The 20,381-nt window shown below is 34.2% G+C and carries 18 protein-coding genes; 9 read left to right on the top strand and 9 right to left on the bottom strand.

Annotated features, from left to right (window positions below):
- Positions 1 to 54 precede the first annotated feature (54 nt).
- Both IC221_RS19240 and IC221_RS19235 read left to right on the top strand, forming a co-directional pair.
- Entirely contained in the window at positions 55 to 987 is a 933-nt protein-coding gene (locus IC221_RS19240) for a YeiH family protein (protein WP_223241434.1), read from the top strand.
- 152 nt (positions 988 to 1,139) lie between these two features.
- The gene (locus IC221_RS19235; RefSeq protein WP_188170522.1) at positions 1,140 to 2,822 is read left to right on the top strand and encodes a DUF748 domain-containing protein; all 1,683 of its coding nucleotides are present in this window, start codon (positions 1,140 to 1,142) and stop codon (positions 2,820 to 2,822) included.
- Between the two features lie 2 nt (positions 2,823 to 2,824).
- On the opposite strand, the gene IC221_RS19230 is transcribed toward IC221_RS19235, so the two are convergent.
- The 4 genes from IC221_RS19230 to htpG form a co-directional block, all read right to left on the bottom strand.
- A complete protein-coding gene (locus IC221_RS19230; protein WP_188170521.1) occupies positions 2,825 to 3,241 on the bottom strand; it encodes a secondary thiamine-phosphate synthase enzyme YjbQ in 417 nt (138 codons plus the stop codon).
- Positions 3,242 to 3,311: 70 nt separating this feature from the next.
- Entirely contained in the window at positions 3,312 to 3,794 is a 483-nt protein-coding gene (locus tag IC221_RS19225; protein WP_188170520.1) for a TlpA disulfide reductase family protein, read from the bottom strand.
- Positions 3,795 to 3,932: 138 nt separating this feature from the next.
- Positions 3,933 to 4,886, bottom strand: coding sequence for a hypothetical protein (locus IC221_RS19220; protein WP_188170519.1), 954 nt, complete (start codon positions 4,884 to 4,886; stop codon positions 3,933 to 3,935).
- A gap of 154 nt (positions 4,887 to 5,040) precedes the next feature.
- Positions 5,041 to 6,915: a molecular chaperone HtpG gene (gene htpG / locus IC221_RS19215; protein WP_188170518.1), complete on the bottom strand. Its 1,875-nt coding sequence runs from the start codon at positions 6,913 to 6,915 to the stop codon at positions 5,041 to 5,043.
- Positions 6,916 to 7,568: 653 nt separating this feature from the next.
- On the opposite strand from htpG, the gene IC221_RS19210 reads away from it, so the two are divergent.
- Positions 7,569 to 8,801 carry a DEAD/DEAH box helicase gene (locus IC221_RS19210; protein ID WP_188170517.1) on the top strand — a complete coding sequence of 411 codons (1,233 nt, stop codon included), beginning with the start codon at positions 7,569 to 7,571 and terminating at the stop codon, positions 8,799 to 8,801.
- Between the two features lie 6 nt (positions 8,802 to 8,807).
- Here the strand turns inward: IC221_RS19210 and IC221_RS19205 are convergent, their stop codons facing one another.
- Both IC221_RS19205 and IC221_RS19200 read right to left on the bottom strand, forming a co-directional pair.
- Positions 8,808 to 10,652, bottom strand: a complete 1,845-nt coding sequence (locus tag IC221_RS19205; RefSeq protein WP_188170516.1) for a 7TM-DISM domain-containing protein — start codon at positions 10,650 to 10,652, stop codon at positions 8,808 to 8,810.
- Positions 10,653 to 10,718: 66 nt separating this feature from the next.
- Positions 10,719 to 11,330, bottom strand: a complete 612-nt coding sequence (locus IC221_RS19200) for a response regulator transcription factor (RefSeq protein ID WP_188170515.1) — start codon at positions 11,328 to 11,330, stop codon at positions 10,719 to 10,721.
- Positions 11,331 to 11,641: 311 nt separating this feature from the next.
- Between IC221_RS19200 and IC221_RS19195 the strand changes: the two genes are divergently transcribed.
- Entirely contained in the window at positions 11,642 to 11,779 is a 138-nt protein-coding gene (locus IC221_RS19195) for a hypothetical protein (RefSeq protein WP_188170514.1), read from the top strand.
- A gap of 124 nt (positions 11,780 to 11,903) precedes the next feature.
- Here the strand turns inward: IC221_RS19195 and IC221_RS19190 are convergent, their stop codons facing one another.
- Positions 11,904 to 12,473, bottom strand: a complete 570-nt coding sequence (locus tag IC221_RS19190; RefSeq protein ID WP_188170513.1) for a hypothetical protein — start codon at positions 12,471 to 12,473, stop codon at positions 11,904 to 11,906.
- Positions 12,474 to 12,702: 229 nt separating this feature from the next.
- Between IC221_RS19190 and IC221_RS19185 the strand changes: the two genes are divergently transcribed.
- Entirely contained in the window at positions 12,703 to 13,188 is a 486-nt protein-coding gene (locus IC221_RS19185; protein WP_188170512.1) for an N-acetyltransferase, read from the top strand.
- A 79-nt stretch (positions 13,189 to 13,267) separates the two neighbouring features.
- On the opposite strand, the gene pgk is transcribed toward IC221_RS19185, so the two are convergent.
- Positions 13,268 to 14,455, bottom strand: a complete 1,188-nt coding sequence (gene pgk, locus IC221_RS19180; RefSeq protein WP_223241433.1) for a phosphoglycerate kinase — start codon at positions 14,453 to 14,455, stop codon at positions 13,268 to 13,270.
- A gap of 495 nt (positions 14,456 to 14,950) precedes the next feature.
- Here pgk and IC221_RS19175 point away from each other — a divergent pair, with 495 nt between their 5' ends.
- Together IC221_RS19175 and IC221_RS19170 are read left to right on the top strand one after the other, a co-directional pair.
- On the top strand, positions 14,951 to 15,352 hold the full coding sequence (locus IC221_RS19175; protein ID WP_188170511.1) for a hypothetical protein: 402 nt from the start codon (positions 14,951 to 14,953) through the stop codon (positions 15,350 to 15,352).
- A gap of 19 nt (positions 15,353 to 15,371) precedes the next feature.
- Positions 15,372 to 18,188: a T9SS type A sorting domain-containing protein gene (locus IC221_RS19170; protein ID WP_188170510.1), complete on the top strand. Its 2,817-nt coding sequence runs from the start codon at positions 15,372 to 15,374 to the stop codon at positions 18,186 to 18,188.
- Between the two features lie 49 nt (positions 18,189 to 18,237).
- Here the strand turns inward: IC221_RS19170 and IC221_RS19165 are convergent, their stop codons facing one another.
- A complete protein-coding gene (locus tag IC221_RS19165; RefSeq protein ID WP_188170509.1) occupies positions 18,238 to 18,402 on the bottom strand; it encodes a hypothetical protein in 165 nt (54 codons plus the stop codon).
- Positions 18,403 to 18,608: 206 nt separating this feature from the next.
- Here IC221_RS19165 and IC221_RS19160 point away from each other — a divergent pair, with 206 nt between their 5' ends.
- Together IC221_RS19160 and IC221_RS19155 are read left to right on the top strand one after the other, a co-directional pair.
- On the top strand, positions 18,609 to 18,998 hold the full coding sequence (locus IC221_RS19160; RefSeq protein WP_188170508.1) for a DoxX family protein: 390 nt from the start codon (positions 18,609 to 18,611) through the stop codon (positions 18,996 to 18,998).
- A gap of 153 nt (positions 18,999 to 19,151) precedes the next feature.
- Positions 19,152 to 20,207: an MBL fold metallo-hydrolase gene (locus tag IC221_RS19155; protein WP_188170507.1), complete on the top strand. Its 1,056-nt coding sequence runs from the start codon at positions 19,152 to 19,154 to the stop codon at positions 20,205 to 20,207.
- Positions 20,208 to 20,381 lie beyond the last annotated feature (174 nt).

Here is a 20,381-nt window from a genome sequence, read left to right as displayed (position 1 = left end):
TCATTTTGATCCTAATACTTATGACATTTGTATTGTTATCAAAAGAATATGAAAATGAAAAAGTCAAATCAATATAATAAAGTTGTATATGTCGTTTTAGCCTTATTAACCTTGACTCCATGGGTGACTCCAGCCATGTCATTATTTGCCGGAATTATCTTTGCCTTATTATTCAAAATACCTAACCCAACCCTTAATAAAAACTTAAGCAATAAATTAATGAAATGGTCTGTAGTTTTCCTTGGATTCGGCTTGAATGCTGTTGATGCCATGAAGACAGGAAGCGAAGGATCATTAATCACATTTAGTAGTATAGCACTGACATTGACTTTTGGTGCTTATATCGGTAAAAAATTAGGTTTAGATAAAACCATTTACCGTTTGATCGCTTCTGGTACAGCCATTTGTGGTGGTAGTGCTATTGCTGCTATGGCTCCCGCTCTAAAAGCCGATCAACATCAAATTTCAGTAGCCATGGCTACAGTATTTATTCTTAATGCTGTTGCTTTAGTTGCATTTCCTGTTGTAGGAGAATACTTCCACCTTTCACAAACTCAATTCGGATGGTGGGCAGCACTAGCCATTCATGATACAAGTGCTGTAGTAGGAGCTGCCGCAAAATATGGTGAAGAAGCTCTTCAAATTGCAACAACTGTCAAATTAACTAGAGCACTTTGGATTGTTCCGATCTCATTGATCGCTGCATTCTCACAAAAAGGAAAAATGAGCTTGAAAACGATGCCTATTTTCATCTTCGGTTTTATCGTTGCCATGTTGATCAACTCTTATGTACCGGGTGCTGATGCTCTTGCTCCTGTTTGTAAATTCATTGCACATAAAGGACTTTCTTTAGCATTGTTTACCGTTGGTTGTACAATGGATGTATCAAGTGTAAAACATGTTGGAACAAGACCAATGTATCAAGGTATAGCACTTTGGATAATTGTTTCTTCAATATCATTATTCGCTGTAATTCATCTCTTTTAAAGAGAATTAACCCAATATCAAATCCCTGCAATATTCTTATTGTCAGGGATTTTCTTATATTTATAGTTTAGGTACTTAAACAAAATGGTATAACACGAACTCTTATTATTTTTAGCTTAGTACTTACCAATTAAAAAGCCCAATTATTATCAATGCAAAAGAAAACTATTCTCTTTTCACTCGTTATTATTCTAACTCTCCTAATACTTTATCTCTTTTCAACAGGACAAAAAAGATTAGAAGAATTTACAGCTCAGACCTTAAAAGAAGTTGCACTTGGGAAAAATGGAAAAGGTTATTTTGTCAACTTTCAAGAATTCTCCATTGAATGGACCAATAGTAGAATTGAAGCCACTGGAATCAGTATTATACCTCATGTTAATCAAGAAAAAGATAATTGGGTAAACGGAACTGTTGATACCTTAAGTATTGAATTTTCTAACCTCTACCTAGGAGCACTCTCTAAAAATATTACGATTGAAGATTTTAGAATTATTCACCCTAATTTTCAATATTTCTGGAAAGAATCTCCCATCAATCAAATTAAAAAAAAGCCCAATCCAATTCCAAAATTTGATGCACTGAGAGCACGACTATCTAAAATTGGTATTCACTCTATCAGCGTATTAAACACTGAGATCAATGGGTATTTAGTGACCAATGAGTACCGTCATCTGCATATTTTTCACACGACTCAAAGTTTTGTCATAGAAGGATTAAAATTTAACCTAGACACACTTGATCACCAAAGTAAGGTAGTTGATTTGGATCGCTTTTTCTTTTCTTCAGGGCCAACTTTTATGAAAGGATATAAAGATCTTTATCATTATCAATTTGACACCCTTCTTATCAGTAATCGAAGAGATTTTTTCAAATTGGGAGGAGTAAAACTAATACCACAATATAGTGATGATGTCTTTTTTGAAATAGTTGGTCAACAGACAGATCGTTTTATGGCTGAAATAAAAATCCTTGAAGGACATGGACTAGCAGAAAAAGAACTGTTTAATCAAGACCGTTTTCATCTAGAAAAAATAATCATTGATTCACTTGAAGCAAACATATACAGGGATAAGAATTATGAAGAAGATACCTCTGCTATAAAACCTCTTCCACACGATATATTGAAACAATTAGATTTTCAATTGGCAATTGACAGTATTGTATTGACGAATAGTCAGTTGACATATCAAGAAAAAAGTAAAGGTGCAGAACAACCTGGTATACTTCCAATCACACACATCAATGGAACGATCAGTGATATCAATAATGAAAAAGAAAATGTAGTTCAAGTAGACTTAGCTTGTAAGCTATCCGGTAAAGGAAATACAAACCTTCACATTGATATTTTACTTGGGGAAAAAGAACCTTATTTTATGAAAGCTAAAGGTCATCTTGATCCTTTCCCTCTCACAATCTTAAACTCTTTTACTCATCATAATATGGGAGTTCTATTTCAAAAAGGCTATGTCAATTCGATTGATTTTGATGCACAACTAAATGATTCTATTGGCCGTGGAAACTTGGATTTTTTCTATCAAGATCTGAAAATTAAAGTCACCGGCAAAAATGACAATAAATCAAGTGTTGTCGAATCCATTGCTGGTTTTGCCGCCAATAATATTGTCCATCGTCAAAACTTAGAAAATAGAAAACCAAGACATGCTCCCTTATATTACGAACGTGTAGGTTATAAATCTTTTGTTCATTACCTCGTTCATACCATTATGTCGGGAGCTCAAACATCAGTCCTTGGCATTTACGGACAATTGCCTGATGAAGAGAAAAAGGCCTACAAACGAAATCAAAAAGCTAAAAAAAAGAAAAAGAGCTAAAATTACTCTCCTATAAAAGTAAGGACTAATCTTCTACTCCCTCCTCTATCTCTATGTTCGCCAAGATAGATTCCTTGCCAAGTGCCCAACAGGGGTCTACCATTTCCGATCGGTAATGAAACACTACTTCCCAAGGTTGATGCTTTTAAGTGAGCAGGCATATCATCAGGACCTTCATAAGTATGTTCATAGTAAGGAGCGTTTTCTGGGTACACTTTATTAAAATGAGACTCAAAATCTGTTCTAACTGAGGGGTCCGCATTTTCATTGATGGTCAATGAAGCCGAAGTATGTTGGATAAAAACTTGTAATATTCCGCTTTTGCCTCTCATTTCAGGTATTTGAGCTAGTACCTCCTCCGTAATAATATGATAACCTCTCGAATAAGGTCTTAATGAAATTGTCTTTTGAATAACCATAGTTCAAAAATAAAAAAACTGTATGAGTTACTTCCCATACAGTTCTTATAATTATGTTTTCGAATAAAGATTAGATGCCTAATTCGTCAAATAAAGTTTTAATTTCAGAAGATGAAGGACGTGGAGCATTCGCTTCTTTTACGTTACCTTCTTTGTCTAATAAGATAAATCTTGGAATGGCTGAAATATTAAATTTCTCAATAAAACCTTGGTTTCCAGAATAATGAAACTGATTTCCATGCAATTCTTTCTTTTCTACCATCTTTTTCCACGCTTTTGTATCTTGATCCACTGATAAGCTCACAAAAACTACATCTCCATCTTTATGATTTTCCTCTAACGCTTTTAATGAAGGAATCTCACCTAAGCAAGGTCCACACCATGAAGCCCAAACGTCAATGTATACATATTTTCCTTTAAAATCAGCCAGGTTAACTTCATTACCTTCCAAATTTTTAAATGTATATACTTTATCTTTTTCAACATTTAAAAAGCTGAATAAAGTGATTGATAAAAGTAAGGACAGGGCAGTAATAATATTTTTCTTGTTCATTGTACTGTGATTTAATTTAAAAAGTTGATTAGTGTTTTTTATTAGATGTAAAGTTGATTAAAATACAAATGAGTTGGATAGGGAATACTTCCTTATATTCTGACAATTTTTCCTTTTTGATAGACAGGGTATGTAAGATTAAAATATACTTTTAAATTTCTTTACCACTTCATTAAAGAAGGCTTCAGACCAGAAGTTCTTTTTAATTTTAGCATAAACTTCTGCTTCAATTTCATCAAAGATCGGATCTGAATAGATCTGTTTTCCTTTTCTCGCCAACTCCAATGCCACTACATATTCTTTATTGATCATGGTAAATAACAACCCTAAAAGAAAATCTCGAATAGCTATATTTTCCTTCTCCAGGTTATTTAAATACGAAATTTCTACCCATAAAGGTGCCTTTTTCAACGTAACTTTAGCCAATCTTTTGTTTAAAGCACCAGAAAACAGGTTTTCATAGGTTTTATGATTACCACGGATTACTTTTTGGACTTCGTATTCTGAAAGCCAAAAATTCTTTCCAGCCATATAACTCAAAACCGAACTTGCACTGTCTTCCCCATTATAAGTTTGAGTAAGACCAGGTTCAAAATCAATCGCTAAAGTGTTGTCCTGTATATCCGCTTTTAAGCTTCTTAAGATTCGAAGATCAATACCTTGAGAATCCGTTTTCAACCAGTCAATGTAATCTAAAGACAGCTTTTCCAAAGCATGACTGATAGAAATATTATTGAGTTGAATCGTTCTATCTAATTCAAAATAAGGAGAGAAAATATAATCTTTCACACTATTCTGATCAGGAATTAAAGTACTAGAACAGTAAGGACTTTTGGTTAAATGAAAATCAAGCTTTTCTACTTCTTGATCCGATACGATACAATTGAACTTGTAAAGCTTTTTGAACCCTTGATTATCTTCTTCTGAAATATCAAATTTCCGATCATCTGCATCAAAAGCTATGCATATTGAATAAGGAGCAATCTCTCTCCATTTTGCATGAATTTCTCCTGAAGCTCCTACATCTACTAATACAGGTGGTTTATTTTTAAACTCTTCTCTTGAAAGAATTTTTTTCGCGATTGAATGCATATTAATCTTCTTTTACTTTAAGCGAGAGCCAAATATACAGTTTTTTTAAACTGTTGCTAAAAAATCAACACAGTAAAAAAGGCCGAAGAGTAAGAATACTCAACGACCTTTCATTAACGATTCAAAAACTCACTCTTGATGAGCGAGCTCTTGATTATATAATTTCTAACGAGCGGTTGATAAATGCTGTAAGATCAGCTCCTTTCAAGTTACCTTGTGAAAGTTTTGCTAAATCATAAGCATGTTTCACCAATTTATCTTGTGCTGTAGTATCTTCTTCTTTTAAGATTCTTGATACTAACTCACTGTTACCGTTGATTGTTACTGTATCAGCACCTGGGAATCCACCGAACATGCCTCCCATTCCACCTTGCATCGCAGACATTTCTTCCATTCTACGCATGAACTCAGGCTTAGTGATCATAACAGGTAATTCATCAGCAGTCATTGCTTCAACTTTTGGCTCCAATTTATCATCGTTCAACGCACGCTTGAAGATGTCTACTAATTTCTTAGACTCCTCTTCTGTTAAAACAGATTCGTTTTTCTCATCTGTCTCAATCAAGTTATTGACTGTATCAGAGTCAATACGCTTCATTGTGATGTTCTCGAACTTGTGCTCTGTGTTGCTCACAAAGTGGGTATCGATCATTGTATCCATTTTCAAGATATCATATCCCTTCTTCTTAGCAGCCTGAATATAAGTATCTTGAGTACCTTGATCAGTAGCATATAAGAAAACGTGTTTGTTATCCTTATCTACCTGATTTGATGCAATATGCTCTTTATATTCTTCTAAAGTAAACTTTTTGCCCTCTAAATTTTCAAAAAGACCAAATTTTTTCGCTTTATCGAAGAATTTGTCATCTGTCATCATACCATACTTCACAAATAGGCCGATGCTCTCCCACTTTGTCTCATAGCTTTCTCTCTCATTTTTGAACAAGCTGCTCAAACGATCTGCCACTTTACGAGTAACATAGCTAGAGATTTTCTTCACATTTGAATCAGACTGTAAGTATGATCTCGACACGTTCAATGGAATGTCCGGAGAATCAATTACACCGTGCATCAAGCGTAAGAACTCAGGCATGATTTCCTCTACATTGTCAGTGATAAATACCTGACGAGAGTACAATTGAATCTTGTCTTTATGTGGAGTGATATCTTCTTTTACTTTAGGGAAGTAAAGAATACCTGTTAATTCAAATGGATAATCCACATTTAAGTGAATCCAGAATAATGGCTCCTCAGACATTGGATATAACTCCTTGTAGAAGTTGATGTAGTCCTCGTCTGTTAATGACTTAGGATCTTTTGTCCAAAGTGGCTCCTTTTGGTTGATGATGTGCGGCTCTACGATTTCCACGTCTTTAGCGTCATCACCTTCACCTTCTTTTTCAGTTCTTTTATCTACTCCTACTTGAATTGGAATAGGCATGAACTTAGAGTATCTATTTAAGATAGCACGTAAACGGTGCTCGTCTACAAACTCTTCTGAGTCTTCATTTACGTGAAGTACAATTGTAGTACCTCTGTCTGCTTTGTCAGCGTCTGTGATCTCATAAGTAGTTGAACCATCACAAGTCCATTTTACAGATGGAGCATCTTTGAAAGACTTAGTGATCACTTCAACATGATCAGAAACCATAAATGCTGAATAGAAACCAAGACCGAATTTACCGATGATTGTAGAAGTATCTACATCTTTGAATTTTTCAACAAACTCAGTAGCACCTGAGAAGGCTACTTGGTTGATATATTTTTCAACTTCGTTCTCACTCATACCGATACCACGGTCAGTGATTGAAATTGTTTTTGCTTCCTTGTCTACGTCTACTTGAATCGTTAGATCACCTAGTTCTCCGTCAAACTCACCCATTGAAGCAAGTTTTTGAAGTTTTTGAGTTGCATCTACTGCGTTAGCTACCAACTCACGTAAAAAAATGTCGTGATCTGAGTATAAGAACTTTTTAATGATGGGAAAGATATTTTCAGTATTTACTGAAATAGAACCTTTTGCTGCCATGTTTATATTTTTTGTTTATTAAAATACTTATTAATTAAAGACTAAAACTTCTTGTTTAAAGTCATGACATTCTTTTCAAATTGCATTCCAACACTAAAATTGGGTAAAATTGACACTTAGAACTGCCTATTTGTCAGTTTTGATTTTAATACTTCCATTAAAAATGACCTTTTCTTGGGTTAATATTAAAAATGTGATAGATTTGTAGATGACGTCGACAATTTTGGATGATATTTGAATTCGTTAACAATTTAAATATAACGATTATCGAAGTCAGTGTATAAACCATAGAAACACTCTCTTACTAAAGATCTAACAGCGGGTAAAGAAGATTTAAACTAAATCAGCAATTCAGTGTCTTTTTCAGCGTCATGTAAAAGATATTCCCTATTAGAAACACATTTTAGTACAGAATTAGAGTTTTTAAAAACGTCGCAAAGTAATGACGCAATTTTTACTTTGCCTTTCAAATTTGTATAAGTAGTCACACATCATAATGAAAAGGCTGTTGAATATTTCGACAGCTTTTTTCTTTTATAAGAATTCTAACATTGTAAACTTTCTACTCGTTATTAATGACCTTTTAGAAATGATACTATGCACTAAAGCGTCAAACAACTAACTTTGCAAAAAAATCAAAAATCGTTTTGTCCATGACATTTGAAGAATTGGGAGTTATCCCTGAAATACAAGAAGCGTTAGAAAATAGAGGATATGACAGTCCTACGCCCATTCAAGAAAAAGCTATTCCATCTATTTTAGAAGGGAAAGACCTACAAGGTAGTGCTCAAACCGGAACAGGTAAAACTGCCGCTTTTTGTATTCCAATTATTCAATTGTTGAAGAAAAACTCGAATAATGGTCAAAAAATAAGAGCTTTGATTCTCACACCTACTCGTGAGTTGGCCCTTCAAGTAGCCAATAACTTCAGCTTATACAATCAGAAAACCAAACTAAAGCAGTTGGTCATCTTTGGTGGTGTTCCTCATGATAAACAAATCAAAAGATTAAAGCAAGGGGTAGAAGTATTGATTGCCACTCCTGGCCGATTAATGGATTTACATCAACAAGGATTTGTCAATCTAAAGCATATTGAAATGTTTGTGCTGGACGAAGCTGACAAAATGTTGGATATGGGATTTATCAATGATATAAAAAAGATCATTACTCTGATTCCATCTGAAAGACAAACTTTGCTTTTCTCTGCGACAATGCCTGCAACTATTCAGGAGATTAGTAAATCCATGCTTAATAATCCTTTAAAAATAGCTGTTACACCTGTTTCTTCCACTGCTGACACTATTGATCAGTATATCTACTATGTGGATAAGAGAAATAAGAAACAGCTTCTTTTTGAAATCTTGGATGATAATAAAAAGGAGAGTATTCTGATTTTCATGAGAACTAAAAGAGGTGCCAATCATTTGGCAAAAACTCTTAATGAAAATCGTGTGAAAGCAGAAGCTATTCATGGAAATAAATCGCAAACTGCCCGTCAGAGAGCACTAGAAAACTTCAAGAAAAAGAAGACAAGAATCTTAGTAGCTACGGATATTGCGGCTAGGGGAATTGATATTAGCCAACTGAAATATGTGATTAACTTTGAGATTCCTGAAGTAGCAGAAACGTATGTTCATAGAATTGGTCGTTCGGGAAGAGCTGGTGAAGAAGGAACTGCTATTTCGTTAGCCGATGGTACAGAACTGCAAGATGTCAAAAACATTGAGAAGTTAATCGGACACAAAATTCCTGAGATCAAAGAGAATCCTTTCCCTATGTTGGAGAAAGAAAAAGATATCGCTCAAAGAGATGCAAAAAGAAAGAAACAAATCAAAAGAAGTAAACAGGGAAATCGAAGAAAACAAAACACGAACAAAAAATCATAACTACAATTAAGTTGTCGTTTTTTTCACCTTACCCTTCTCTAAAACAATATCTTCAATTTTCACAATTGTTCCTTTCATAGAAGATTCAATGGTCAGCTTCGCTCCAATCGAAGCTGACCTAAAATCAATATTTCTAAGCCCAATACCGCTTTTTACAGCATTTACATCAAACCCTACTCCATTGTCCTCATAATAGATATTACCTCTTTTGTTTTCACTTCCAAAAAACTGTATAAATACCATACTGGATTTACTGTGTTTCTCCGCATTATGAATCAACTCTTGTGTTATTCTAAAGCAGTGATGTTGAATTTCCTTATCTGTAATTTCTGGCCATTCATGAAATTGTACAATTACTTTTTGTTTACTAGAGTTGTATTTTGATACTAAATCAATCACCGACTCTTTAAAGGAGATATGATGAAAACTAGGTGAAATTAATTCATGACTTAGGTTTCGGATGGCATCCATTGTATCTGTCAGTATGCTTTTCGTTTCCTTACTCATATTGGCATCAGACTTATTGAATAATGCCAAGTTTCCTCCAATTGAATCGTGTAACTCCCTTCCTATTCGGTTTCTTTCCTTTTCCTGTCCTTCCAGTACTGCTTTTGAATACAGTTTATGTTTTTCAAGCATAGTTTTCTTCAACTCAATTTTCTCATTATAGATCGTAATAGAACGCTTCAGAAGGAGATAGAAGTAAACAATAGATTCATATACTATAAATATATAATAGATATAATCTGTATAGGAAGCCCTTTGTATCACTCCCATATGTGGCAAAGTCACAAAAATAGCAATGATGACCAAACGGCTCATTTGAACCAGGAAAAGGTATTTTGACAATATGGAGTGATTCCTCTTTTTGTATAAAATCACCGAGCTACCAAAGAAACTTACCCAAGATAAAATGACAACAGAAATGAAATTGACATACACAATCACTGGGTTTTCGCTTGCTACTAAAGAGGTAAAGGAAATGACTGTATAGATCGCAATTAATGGATTAAACCATCTCAAAAACTGTTTGAAAAAACGTTTTTCTGGTGTAAAGTAGTTGTAAAAATAAATGAGTGCGAAAATATAAGCCACATTTAATAAATGGCGTAAAATGTAATTCGCCTCATGGTATTTGTCTTTAAATGCATCTACAAATAAGCCAATTTCACACTCCGCAAAAAGAATACCTGCTGAAAAAGTTAAGGCATAAAATATGAATACACGTTGACGAGATAATATTCCAATAAAGAAGCCAATTGAAAGCAATGTAATGACAACTGCCCTCAAAAAACTAATGATGTAAAATTCATTTTGATTACTTTCCAAAAAGGTGGTAACATCAAATAAGAACACCTCAGAATGTATCGGCCAACCTTGACCTTCCATTCTAAAATAAATGATCTTTTCCTCACCTTCATCAAAATCCATTACATAACTATACCCCTTGTCCGACACTCCTAAATGCTGTGTACGATCAAGGGTACTTGTCCCTCCATGATAGTGTGCCGCTTCGCCATTAGAGGACAAAACCCAAAATTCTAACTGAGGAATAAGGGTATAATTAAAATACAACACCTTTTGAAGTTCCGTTTTACTCGACAAAATCAATCTATACCAACTTCCTTTATCTGTAGGTCCCTTAGAGAGACCTAAACGATCGGGTTTTTGCCAATGATTTTGGAAAATAGGACGGTTATCAATAAAAGTGGGCTGATCTTCACCATACTTTTGGGTATATGGAGTCAAGTTAAATTTCTCATCTAACTTTTCTACGTTAACCTGTGCATGAGTGAGAGTTGCGATTTTTAGCAGTGAAAATGATAGTAACAGTATGAGCTTAATTTTCATTCAATCAAAAATGAGCAATTTAAAAAAGCATCTAGAGCGTAATCATCAACTTGTCTATCTCTTTCCCTAAGTCAAGAGATTTTTATAAGCATACTTGATTAACTGAGCTCTATTCTCAATTTTAAGTTTGGATTTAATATTTCTGTTATGAGTCTTTACAGTTTCAACACTAATATATAGCATTTCTGCAATATCATTTGCGTTTAAACCTTTAGCAATATACTTAATGATTTGCTCTTCTCTTGGTGATAATACTATAGTTTCAAGAGTAAGGTATTTCATCGATTCCCTAACTCTTTCTGAATAATACTCTTTGCCTTCTAATATTTCAGTAATAGCCAATGTGAATACCTCCAAAGGATCATCTTTTAAGATATACCCATTAACGCCTGATTCTATTGACTTTTTTACCAAGGAAGGTTTATTATGCATAGATACGATTAAAAACTTTGTGGTAGTATTTCCGGTGGCTTTTACACTACTTACAAATTCATACCCTTTTTGGCTAGGCATGTCCATATCTACCAATACAATATCAAAATTCAAAACCTCGTCGAGTGCAACATCTTCAGGGTTGTTGATGATGTTAATTTCAGAATTGAATTGCTCTAAGAGTATCCTTTCTATCCCTTGACAAAAAAGCATATGATCATCAAGTATTAGTATTTTTGGTGTCATTACGATTAAATATTAGCAGGAAGAGTTTTCCTTATAAGGAAACTTATCATTATGTTGATTTCAAGTAAATAACTTTTATCCAATAAAAATAAAATTATTGAATTTAATATGGATATTCTTCGACTTTTACCCTTATTCAATCCTGTTTTTTCTTTTTTCGTTACAATATTATATAAATATTGATTACACTTTAACGATATGTAAAATTTCACAATTTTAATATTTATTCACTATAAATCGTTGTCCACAATACCTAATTCTACGTTAATTTATGAACGTAGTTTATATATGTGCTGATAACTTAAAAAGAAATGAAAAAAATTAAGTACAATTTTGAAAAAACCTACGCTACTAAGTTTGATGATGCTATCAGAAACTTAGAGCACTTCAATAAAGATGTAAACAGAGAATTATTGGCATCAATTACTCAGAAGGTAATCAGTAAATAGTAGGTGATCATAAAGAGTTTATCTCTGATTATACTACTTCTGTATAAATAAAAGAGCTTAGGTTATTTTTTTAATCTAAGCTCTTTTTATTTTTATAGTTACCAAGGAAGTTGTCATAAGGTCTTTAAGAATAAATTTTATAATGTTCCTTGTTGATGAAAAATACGGATATGAATTTGTTTATCGCGCAAAGCAACATGGCCAATGTCAATATTTTATCAATCTGAATCTCAGAAAACAGGACATTGATTACCAACAGCATGGATAAAACTATAGTCGTTAAACTCGTTACTACATAAAAGTATTTTATAATTCTTTCTTTTTTAATGAGTGAGGAGAAGTTTAAAGTAACCATCCCTTTTCCTAATATCCAGAAGCTTCCAAAATAAAGTAAAATGGAATGATCCAAGTAAGAATGTGCAATAAAAACGATACTCATCATAAGGTCTGCAACAGCATTCAATAATAAAAAGCCCCAACTAAAAATTTGAGCCTTATTATCTGATGAAAAATAAATATCAAGAAACGCAGATGGTAAAAGTATAATACCAAATGACATCGTCATGGCATAGACATCTGAAAATGGACGAAAATAAAGGATCGTACTTATTAATAAATAAGACACTCCTGTAAGTGCAGTCATCCATTTTTTTGGTGTAATGGGATTTTGATACGGTTTACAAATCGTCTTCATTTATTTTTCACTTTTAATTAGGTATTGCAACTCAAACAAAATCAACGTCATTCTAATTTGCCTGAATATTTATAAGACGTACTTTATTTCATCCTGTTTCAAAAGATAGATTTATTTAACATAAGTTTAATGTCAAACATATTTATTCAATTGTCATAACCTGATTTCCTTATTAATTAATTAGTTTTACCTTCAATGAATGAACGCAAATAATAAAACAACCAAAGTTATGGACCTTTTATTACAATCCGATGAGTATCAATATGAAATTACGAGTGAACTCAACCCTTTAGAGAAAAGTAGATTAATGGCGATTTGGAATAATGAGTACCCAATGCAACTATCTTATAAGTCAATTGACGCTTTTGATCGCTATTTAAATGGTGTTTTGAATAAGGAATTTATCTTAGTAAAAACTTATGGAAACTTGATTGTTGGTTGGTTTCTCAAATTTGAACGAGAAGAAGAGCGTTGGTTTGCTACTATTATAGATGAAAAACATAAGGGAAAAAAGATAGGAAGTACATTATTGAAGTTGGGTAAAAAACAATTCGGTTCACTCAATGGATGGGTTATTGATCACAATCGCTATTTTAAAAATAATGGAGAAAAATACTTATCTCCTTTAGAATTTTATCTCAAAAATGGATGCAGAGTGCATCATAGCCAACGTCTTGAAGTAGCAGTACTATCAGCAGTAAAAATTACTTTATAAAAACAAAGCGATACCCTATTGAAAAGGTATCGCTTGTCTTAGATATAATATCTAAGGAAATATACTTGGTTGTGATATACTAGTCTTCTAATGCTGCAATACCTGGAAGAACTTTACCTTCCATTAATTCCAACATTGCACCACCACCTGTAGAGATGTATGATACTCTGTCACCAAAACCTAAAGTGTTTACAGCAGCAGCAGAGTCACCACCACCGATTAATGAGAATGCACCAGCTTCAGTAGCTTCAGCCACTGCAGTTGCAACAGTAGTAGTACCGTTAGCAAAGTTTTCCCACTCAGAAACACCCATTGGTCCGTTCCAAAGGATAGATTTTGATTCTTTGATAATTTTAGAGAATTCTTCAGCTGCTTTAGGTCCGATATCAAGACCCATGTAACCGTCAGCGATAGCGTTAGAATCGTAAGAAGCAACAGCTGCATCTTCACCGAATTTATCACCACAAACTGAATCTACTGGTAATACCAAGTTTACTCCTTTTGCTTTTGCTTTTTCGATTAATTCTAAAGCTAAATCTAATTTATCTTCTTCACATAATGAGTTACCGATTGTACCACCTTGTGCTTTGAAGAAAGTATAAGCCATACCACCACCGATGATGATGTTATCAGCTACTTCCATGATACGCTCGATTAATAAGATTTTATCAGAAACCTTAGCACCACCCATGATAGCAGTGAAAGGACGTTGAGGGTTTTCTGTAATTTTCTTCGCGTTTTCAACTTCACGACCCATTACATAACCAGAAACTTTTTCGTCTACGAACTTAGCGATAACTGCAGTAGAAGCGTGAGCTCTGTGAGCAGTACCGAATGCGTCCATTACCCAAACATCACCACGAGAAGCTAATTTCTTAGCAAACTCTTCGTCACCTTTTTTCTCTTCTTTGTAGAAACGTAAGTTATCCAATAACATTACTTCACCTGGCTGTAAGTTAGCAGCCATCTCGTCTGCTTCAGCACCGATTGGATCACCACCGAATTTAACTTCAAGACCTAATTTTTCAGATAATGGAGCAACTACGTGCTTTAATGAGAACTTATCCTCAAAACCATCTTTTGGACGACCCATGTGAGACATCAAGATAGCAGAACCACCGTCAGCAACGATTTTCTTAACTGTAGCAATTACTGCATTGATACGAGTAAAGTCACGAACTGAAAAATCTGGGTTTAAAGGTACGTTCAAATCTACACGTACAACCGCTTTCTTACCTGCGAAATTATAAGAATCGATAGTTTTCATATTAATAAACTACGTTTTTAAGAATTTTGTGAATTTTAAAAATTGCACCCGCAACATAGACCTATAATTCTTCTAAAAAAATGACTAAAATCAGAGGAAAAAATTATTTCAGTAAAGCGTAAAATGCACGTTATTTCATTTTTAATATGAATATTTATTATCATATTTAACCTACTATTTAGATACTCAGCGAGGTGCACTCTACTTTTAATGAGCGTACTATGAAAAATGACAACTATTTTCATGCTCACATAAAATTGAATAAAAGCTAAGTACCCCTATTATTGATGGTTAGATTTGACAAATCTTTAACTTTATAATGATTATGAAGTACCAAGACAAAATTATTTAATACTAATTCAATTTATTGTTTTGCGATTACTTCCTTCAAAAAACACTAAATATGATCTATTTTTAGCTTAGTACTTATGCTATTATTAGACATCACTTATCTTTAAGCTTAGTTTAATCATCAAGAAGATTTTCTTTACTATTATGCAGTTAACAACATCTATTTTTTTATCTTTTTTAATGCTCTTATCAATGGGCTGTCAGTCTCCAAAAACAGACTCGTCCGAAATCAATAAAAAAATGATATCAAAAGCACAAAGTGTTCTAAAAAGTGAAAATATTGAGGTCATTCCGAATGAAAAAAATACTTATTATTTATGCTTCTCAAAATCGGATAATACTATTAAGCAGAAATTAAGTTTTGTGGTATTGGACCCTAAAGAAAATATTATTTACCCCTTAAAAGTGCTGATTGATGGCAAAGTCTCTTGGTTAGATGAAAAGCACATCAAAACTTCACAAAAAATGGGTATTGCTAAAAAAGGTGAATCAAATGTTCTCCTTTATTCCATTGACGTCACTACTGGTCAGTCGACAAAATTATAATCATCAAAAACAAAACATTATGACTAAAAAGCTACTCTTTGCTACTTTTCTAATGGCATTGTTCTGCCCTATCATTTATTTCTCTTTCAATACTTCCCAAAAGCCTGTTTTACCCAAAACACATACTTCGGAAGATGTCATTGCTTATGAACACGCTTTAAAAAAATGGAAGAGAAAGAACGGGTATAAAAAGTCAAATCAACCCAAGAAATACCTGGAAATACTCAATAAAATGAAGTATAGAACGTCTGGAGAAAACTACACTTCAGGTTATAAGGTAAAGGAATTAAAAAAAGCGATCCAAAAAAGTAACCTCCGTAAAAACAATACAACCTCTTATACTTGGATAGAAAGAGGACCTTCTAACTCCCCAGGAAGAACCCGTGCAGCAGTCGTAGATCCTAATGACGCCTCTGGCAATACTATTCTTTTGGGTGCTGTTGGTGGTGGTATTTGGAAAACGACTGACAAAGGCGCTTCATGGACTGATATATCAGGTGTTACGTCCTCAAGTATTGCTATTTCATGCATGGCTGTAGCCCCTTCAAATGCACAAATATGGTACGCAGGTACTGGTGAAGGTTTTTCGGGTTTTGGATCAATTGTAGGAAATGGTGTATTAAAATCTACTGACGGAGGAGCAACTTGGGCATTTTTACCCGCTTTAGAAGGTAAACTGCAATATGAAACAATATACAAACTCATCGTTGACCCTAATGATGCCAATACAGTATTAATTGCTGCATCAACAAGAGACAATATAAGTAGCAGTTTTTATGGTATCTATAAAACTACAGATGGGGGTGACAATTGGAGTTTGGTTTACAATGCCAGCTATTTTGTGGAGTCACTTGTATTTGAACCAGGTAATTTTGATACAATGTATGCTACTGTCAATCAGACTGAATTTATTAAGTCAACAGATGGCGGAGACAATTGGACCACATTATCGGCAACTGATGTTATTCAAGACGGAAGAGTGGAGTTGGCAGTCTCTCCAAAAGACCCGAATGTAATTTTTGCTTCTATTGCCGGACAAGGAGATAGTAGTCAAGATGGCAATTTGTACATTTCTAGAGACAAGGGAGACACATGGAATTTTGTCACTTTAGACAATCAAAGTTACAATTTTTTAGGAGGACAAGGTTGGTATGATCATACCGTTTTAGCACATCCGTTTGATGAAAATGTGGTTTACATTGGAGGAGTAGATTTATGCAAAGTAACTGTTAATGACCAAAATAATGGTGCTTTTATCGAATTAACAGATGCCTATGGACAATACAATGGTGATGGTCCTAACGATGCTAACACCTTCCACCCTGACCAGCATTTTCTCACTTTAGGTTCTATTGATGAAAACGCTGAAACTTTTTCCATTATAGTCACTAACGATGGGGGAATCTATCATACTCAAGATGTATCTTCCCCTGGTGAAGGAGAGGGGTCATGGACAAAAATTGGCAACGGTGTCAATACTACTCAAATTTATGCCATTGATAAATTCCCTAATGAAAATAGATATTTTTTCGGAACGCAGGATAACGGTTCTTGGGTATCTCCAAAAAATGAAGCTTCTACAGCCTCTACAGCATATCATGCTGTGATCGGTGGGGATGGATTTGCGAGTTTAGTGTATAAAAAAGATCCTGATATTCTGATTGGTTCTTATTACAATAATAATTTCGAGGTATCAGTAGATGGTGGAACAACTTTTACAAACATTGATGTTGCCTCTAGAGGACTTTCAGATACAGGTGACGAAAACGCTCCATTTATTACTATGCTTGGTAATCACCCTAATGCTCCTGACACACTTTATACGGTTGGCTTTAATGGTATTTGGAAATCTCCTGACTTTGGCCAAAGTTGGACAGGAGTTAATATAACTGAAAACTGGAATGTAACTAGTTTCTTAGACGTTGAAGTCTCTGAAAAATCACCTATTGTAATCTGGGCAGGCGGTGCAATGAATGACGACAACCGTATTTACGTGTCCAAAGATGGAGGCAGGTCTTTTAACGCTACTTCAAATTTCGATTTCATCAATCAAAACCCTGGCTATATTTCAGGTTTAGCGACAAGTCCTAACGACTCTGCAACGGCTTATGTCACGTTCTCTTATTTAGCATCGACCAAAATTATCAAAACAACAGATTTTGGTGAAACTTGGACCGACATTACAGGTTTTGAGGTAGCTTCAAACACTAGAACAAGTGATACAGGATTCCCTGATGTTGCTGTTTTTGATGTGTTAGAATTCCCTGGGGATGCTAATAAACTATGGGCTGCTACTGAAATTGGTCTATTTGAAACTACCGATGGAGGTGGAAGCTGGAATCGTTTGGCGGGTAATTTCCCTGCAGTTTCGGTGTGGGATCTTAAAATTTATGATGATCAAGTGATTGCTGGAACACATGGTAGAGGTGCATGGACTCATGATTTATCAAATGGAGATGGTGACGGTAATGGAAGCGGCGATGGAGATGGCAACGGTGGCGGTGATGGAGATGGTGATAATAACAGTGGAGATGGTAATGCTGACACTGTGACTTCTATTATTGATATCCCGTCTATGATTGATGTTTCCATACTAAAATCACCTATGACCTCAGGTGAGAAAGTGACATTAAAAATCAATAATGAAATCAATACTTCGCTCGATATAGAGATTATCAATGTGAAAGGACAAATAGTTTACAATAAATCAATAGAAAAACTAGAATTGGGTAATTACAACTATCCTGTTCAGCATCCTTCACTTGGTCATGGCACTTATATTTTAAAACTCTCTTACAACAATCAAGCAAGAAGTTTGAAATTTATAGTCCAATAATATTAATATCAGTAGTTACAAGAAGGCACTCTGAAAGGGGTGTCTTTTTTTAATCAATAATCATTACTGCAACATCCTCTACTAGTGAAAGAATGAAAAATTCATGATCTGCTTCTTCAGCGGTAGCAATGATTGAACTAGAAGTTAGTGTCACTGTTAACTTAAACCAAAAGAAGAATTTTCGGAAATAGGGTCGTACAGTTTTCAATATCATATCAAATAAAGAGTTAAGATGTAGTTTTTTTAACGAAACTTTTTTTACTCAAGATGTATTTATTAAGATACATAAACACTGCTGTATACAACTGAAAGAGAGCATAATGAATATTTTACATCATTTTACAGACTCTGTGAACTACATCACACTCTAATTCTCAAAAACTCTTCATATTTGTATTGAACCAAAAACAAAATAACATTATGAAAAAGTATCTTATAATTATTTTAAAGATTACAATAGCCATTATATTAGTTCAAACGTTAAGATTTAAATTTACCGCTCACCCCGATAGTGTTTACATTTTTACCACTGTAGGTTTGGAGCCCTTTGGAAGAATTGGAATAGGAGTTTTAGAATTAATAGCTGCGGTCTTGATTTTAATTCCTAGAACATCATGGATCGGAGCACTTCTTACTTTCGGGATAATTGGTGGAGCTGTATTTATGCATTTAACCATTTTAGGTATTGAAATTAATGGAGATGGAGGGAGTCTTTTTTACTTAGCAGTGCTTACAGAAATCCTTAGTGGAATCGTATTATGGACTGAAAAAGAGCATTTTGAGAAATTAAAACAATTAGCTTTGAAATAATTTTCGACTGAGCTTCAAGACACAATTAATATAAAATTATAATTCAACCTCACTTAATACTACTTGTCAGTAATGTAGTCGTATTAAGTGAGGTTATTTTTTGGTGAAAACAATAACATCGCTAACTTCATAATACAACATAAGTAATTTTATATGCTCAGTAATTTCAAAAGACAATTTGGGGGTAAGGTAACACCTCAAGAACAATCTAAATTAGAAAAATCTCCTCAGTGGAAAGAAGGAAAGTTTGAAAACCTTGCTTTGACCACTATGAATATCAATATCAGAAATATTCCTGGTTTACTTAAACAGCAACTTACCAATAGAGCTGAAAGAGCACCCAAAAGTAATCTTCCTATTTTACCTTTTAATAAGGAAGTCGCTAACGGTTCATCTGGTATTCCAAAGTGTGCATGGTACGGTCACTCAGCCTTATTCCTACAATTAGGAGATAAAAACATTTTGATAGACCCAATGCTAGGACCGAATGCCTCACCTATTGGACCAATTACCACCAAACGTTTTAGTGAAAATAGCCTTTCTATCATTGATCAGTTACCAAAAATCGACTTATTAATGATGACTCACGATCATTACGATCACCTCGATTTAGCAAGTATTGAGAAATTGATTCCAAAAACTAATCAATTCATTGTCGGTTTAGGAATTAAAAGACACCTCGTTTCTTGGGGAGTGGAAGAAAGCAAAATTAAAGAGATGGACTGGTGGGATAGTATTAATGTTGATGATTTAGAAATCACCTATACTCCATCAAGGCATTTTTCGGGCAGAGGTCTAACGGATAGAGCGAAATCACTTTGGGGTGGTTGGGTATTTAAAAATAGCGAATACTCTATTTACTGGAGTGGCGATGGCGGCTATGGCGATCACTTCAAAGAAATTGGTGAGAAACTAGGGCCTTTTGATTGGGGCTTTATGGAAAATGGTCAATACAATGAAAATTGGCATCTTATCCATATGTTTCCCGAAGAAAGTGTGCAGGCCGCCATTGATGCCAAAGTAAAAAATGCCTTCCCTGTGCATTGGGGTGGTTTTGTTTTGGCTTTACATCCATGGAAAGAACCCATTGAACGTTTTGTGAAAGAAGCTGAAAAGAAAAATGTGAAAGTTTTCACCGCTCCTATTGGTAAAATAGTAGTCATGGGACAAAATGATGAATTCAACAACTGGTGGGGAAAATTGGAGTAAAGAAATGAATGGTTAAGAATGAATAATGAAGGATTATGATTGCTTCATTATTCATTCTTTTTTATTTTGATCTCTTTTGTTTTTATGCGAATATTTATTGTAGTCAGTATCTGTGGGTAGATGTTGAAGATGTAATTACTGTTTTACATAAAGTATGTTATATTGATTTACCCC

It is taken from the genome of Flammeovirga sp. EKP202, assembly GCF_014534745.1.
GTDB lineage: Bacteria > Bacteroidota > Bacteroidia > Cytophagales > Flammeovirgaceae > Flammeovirga.
Note: the sequence above shows the minus strand (reverse complement) of the source record. Positions and strands in the feature narration are given on the sequence as shown.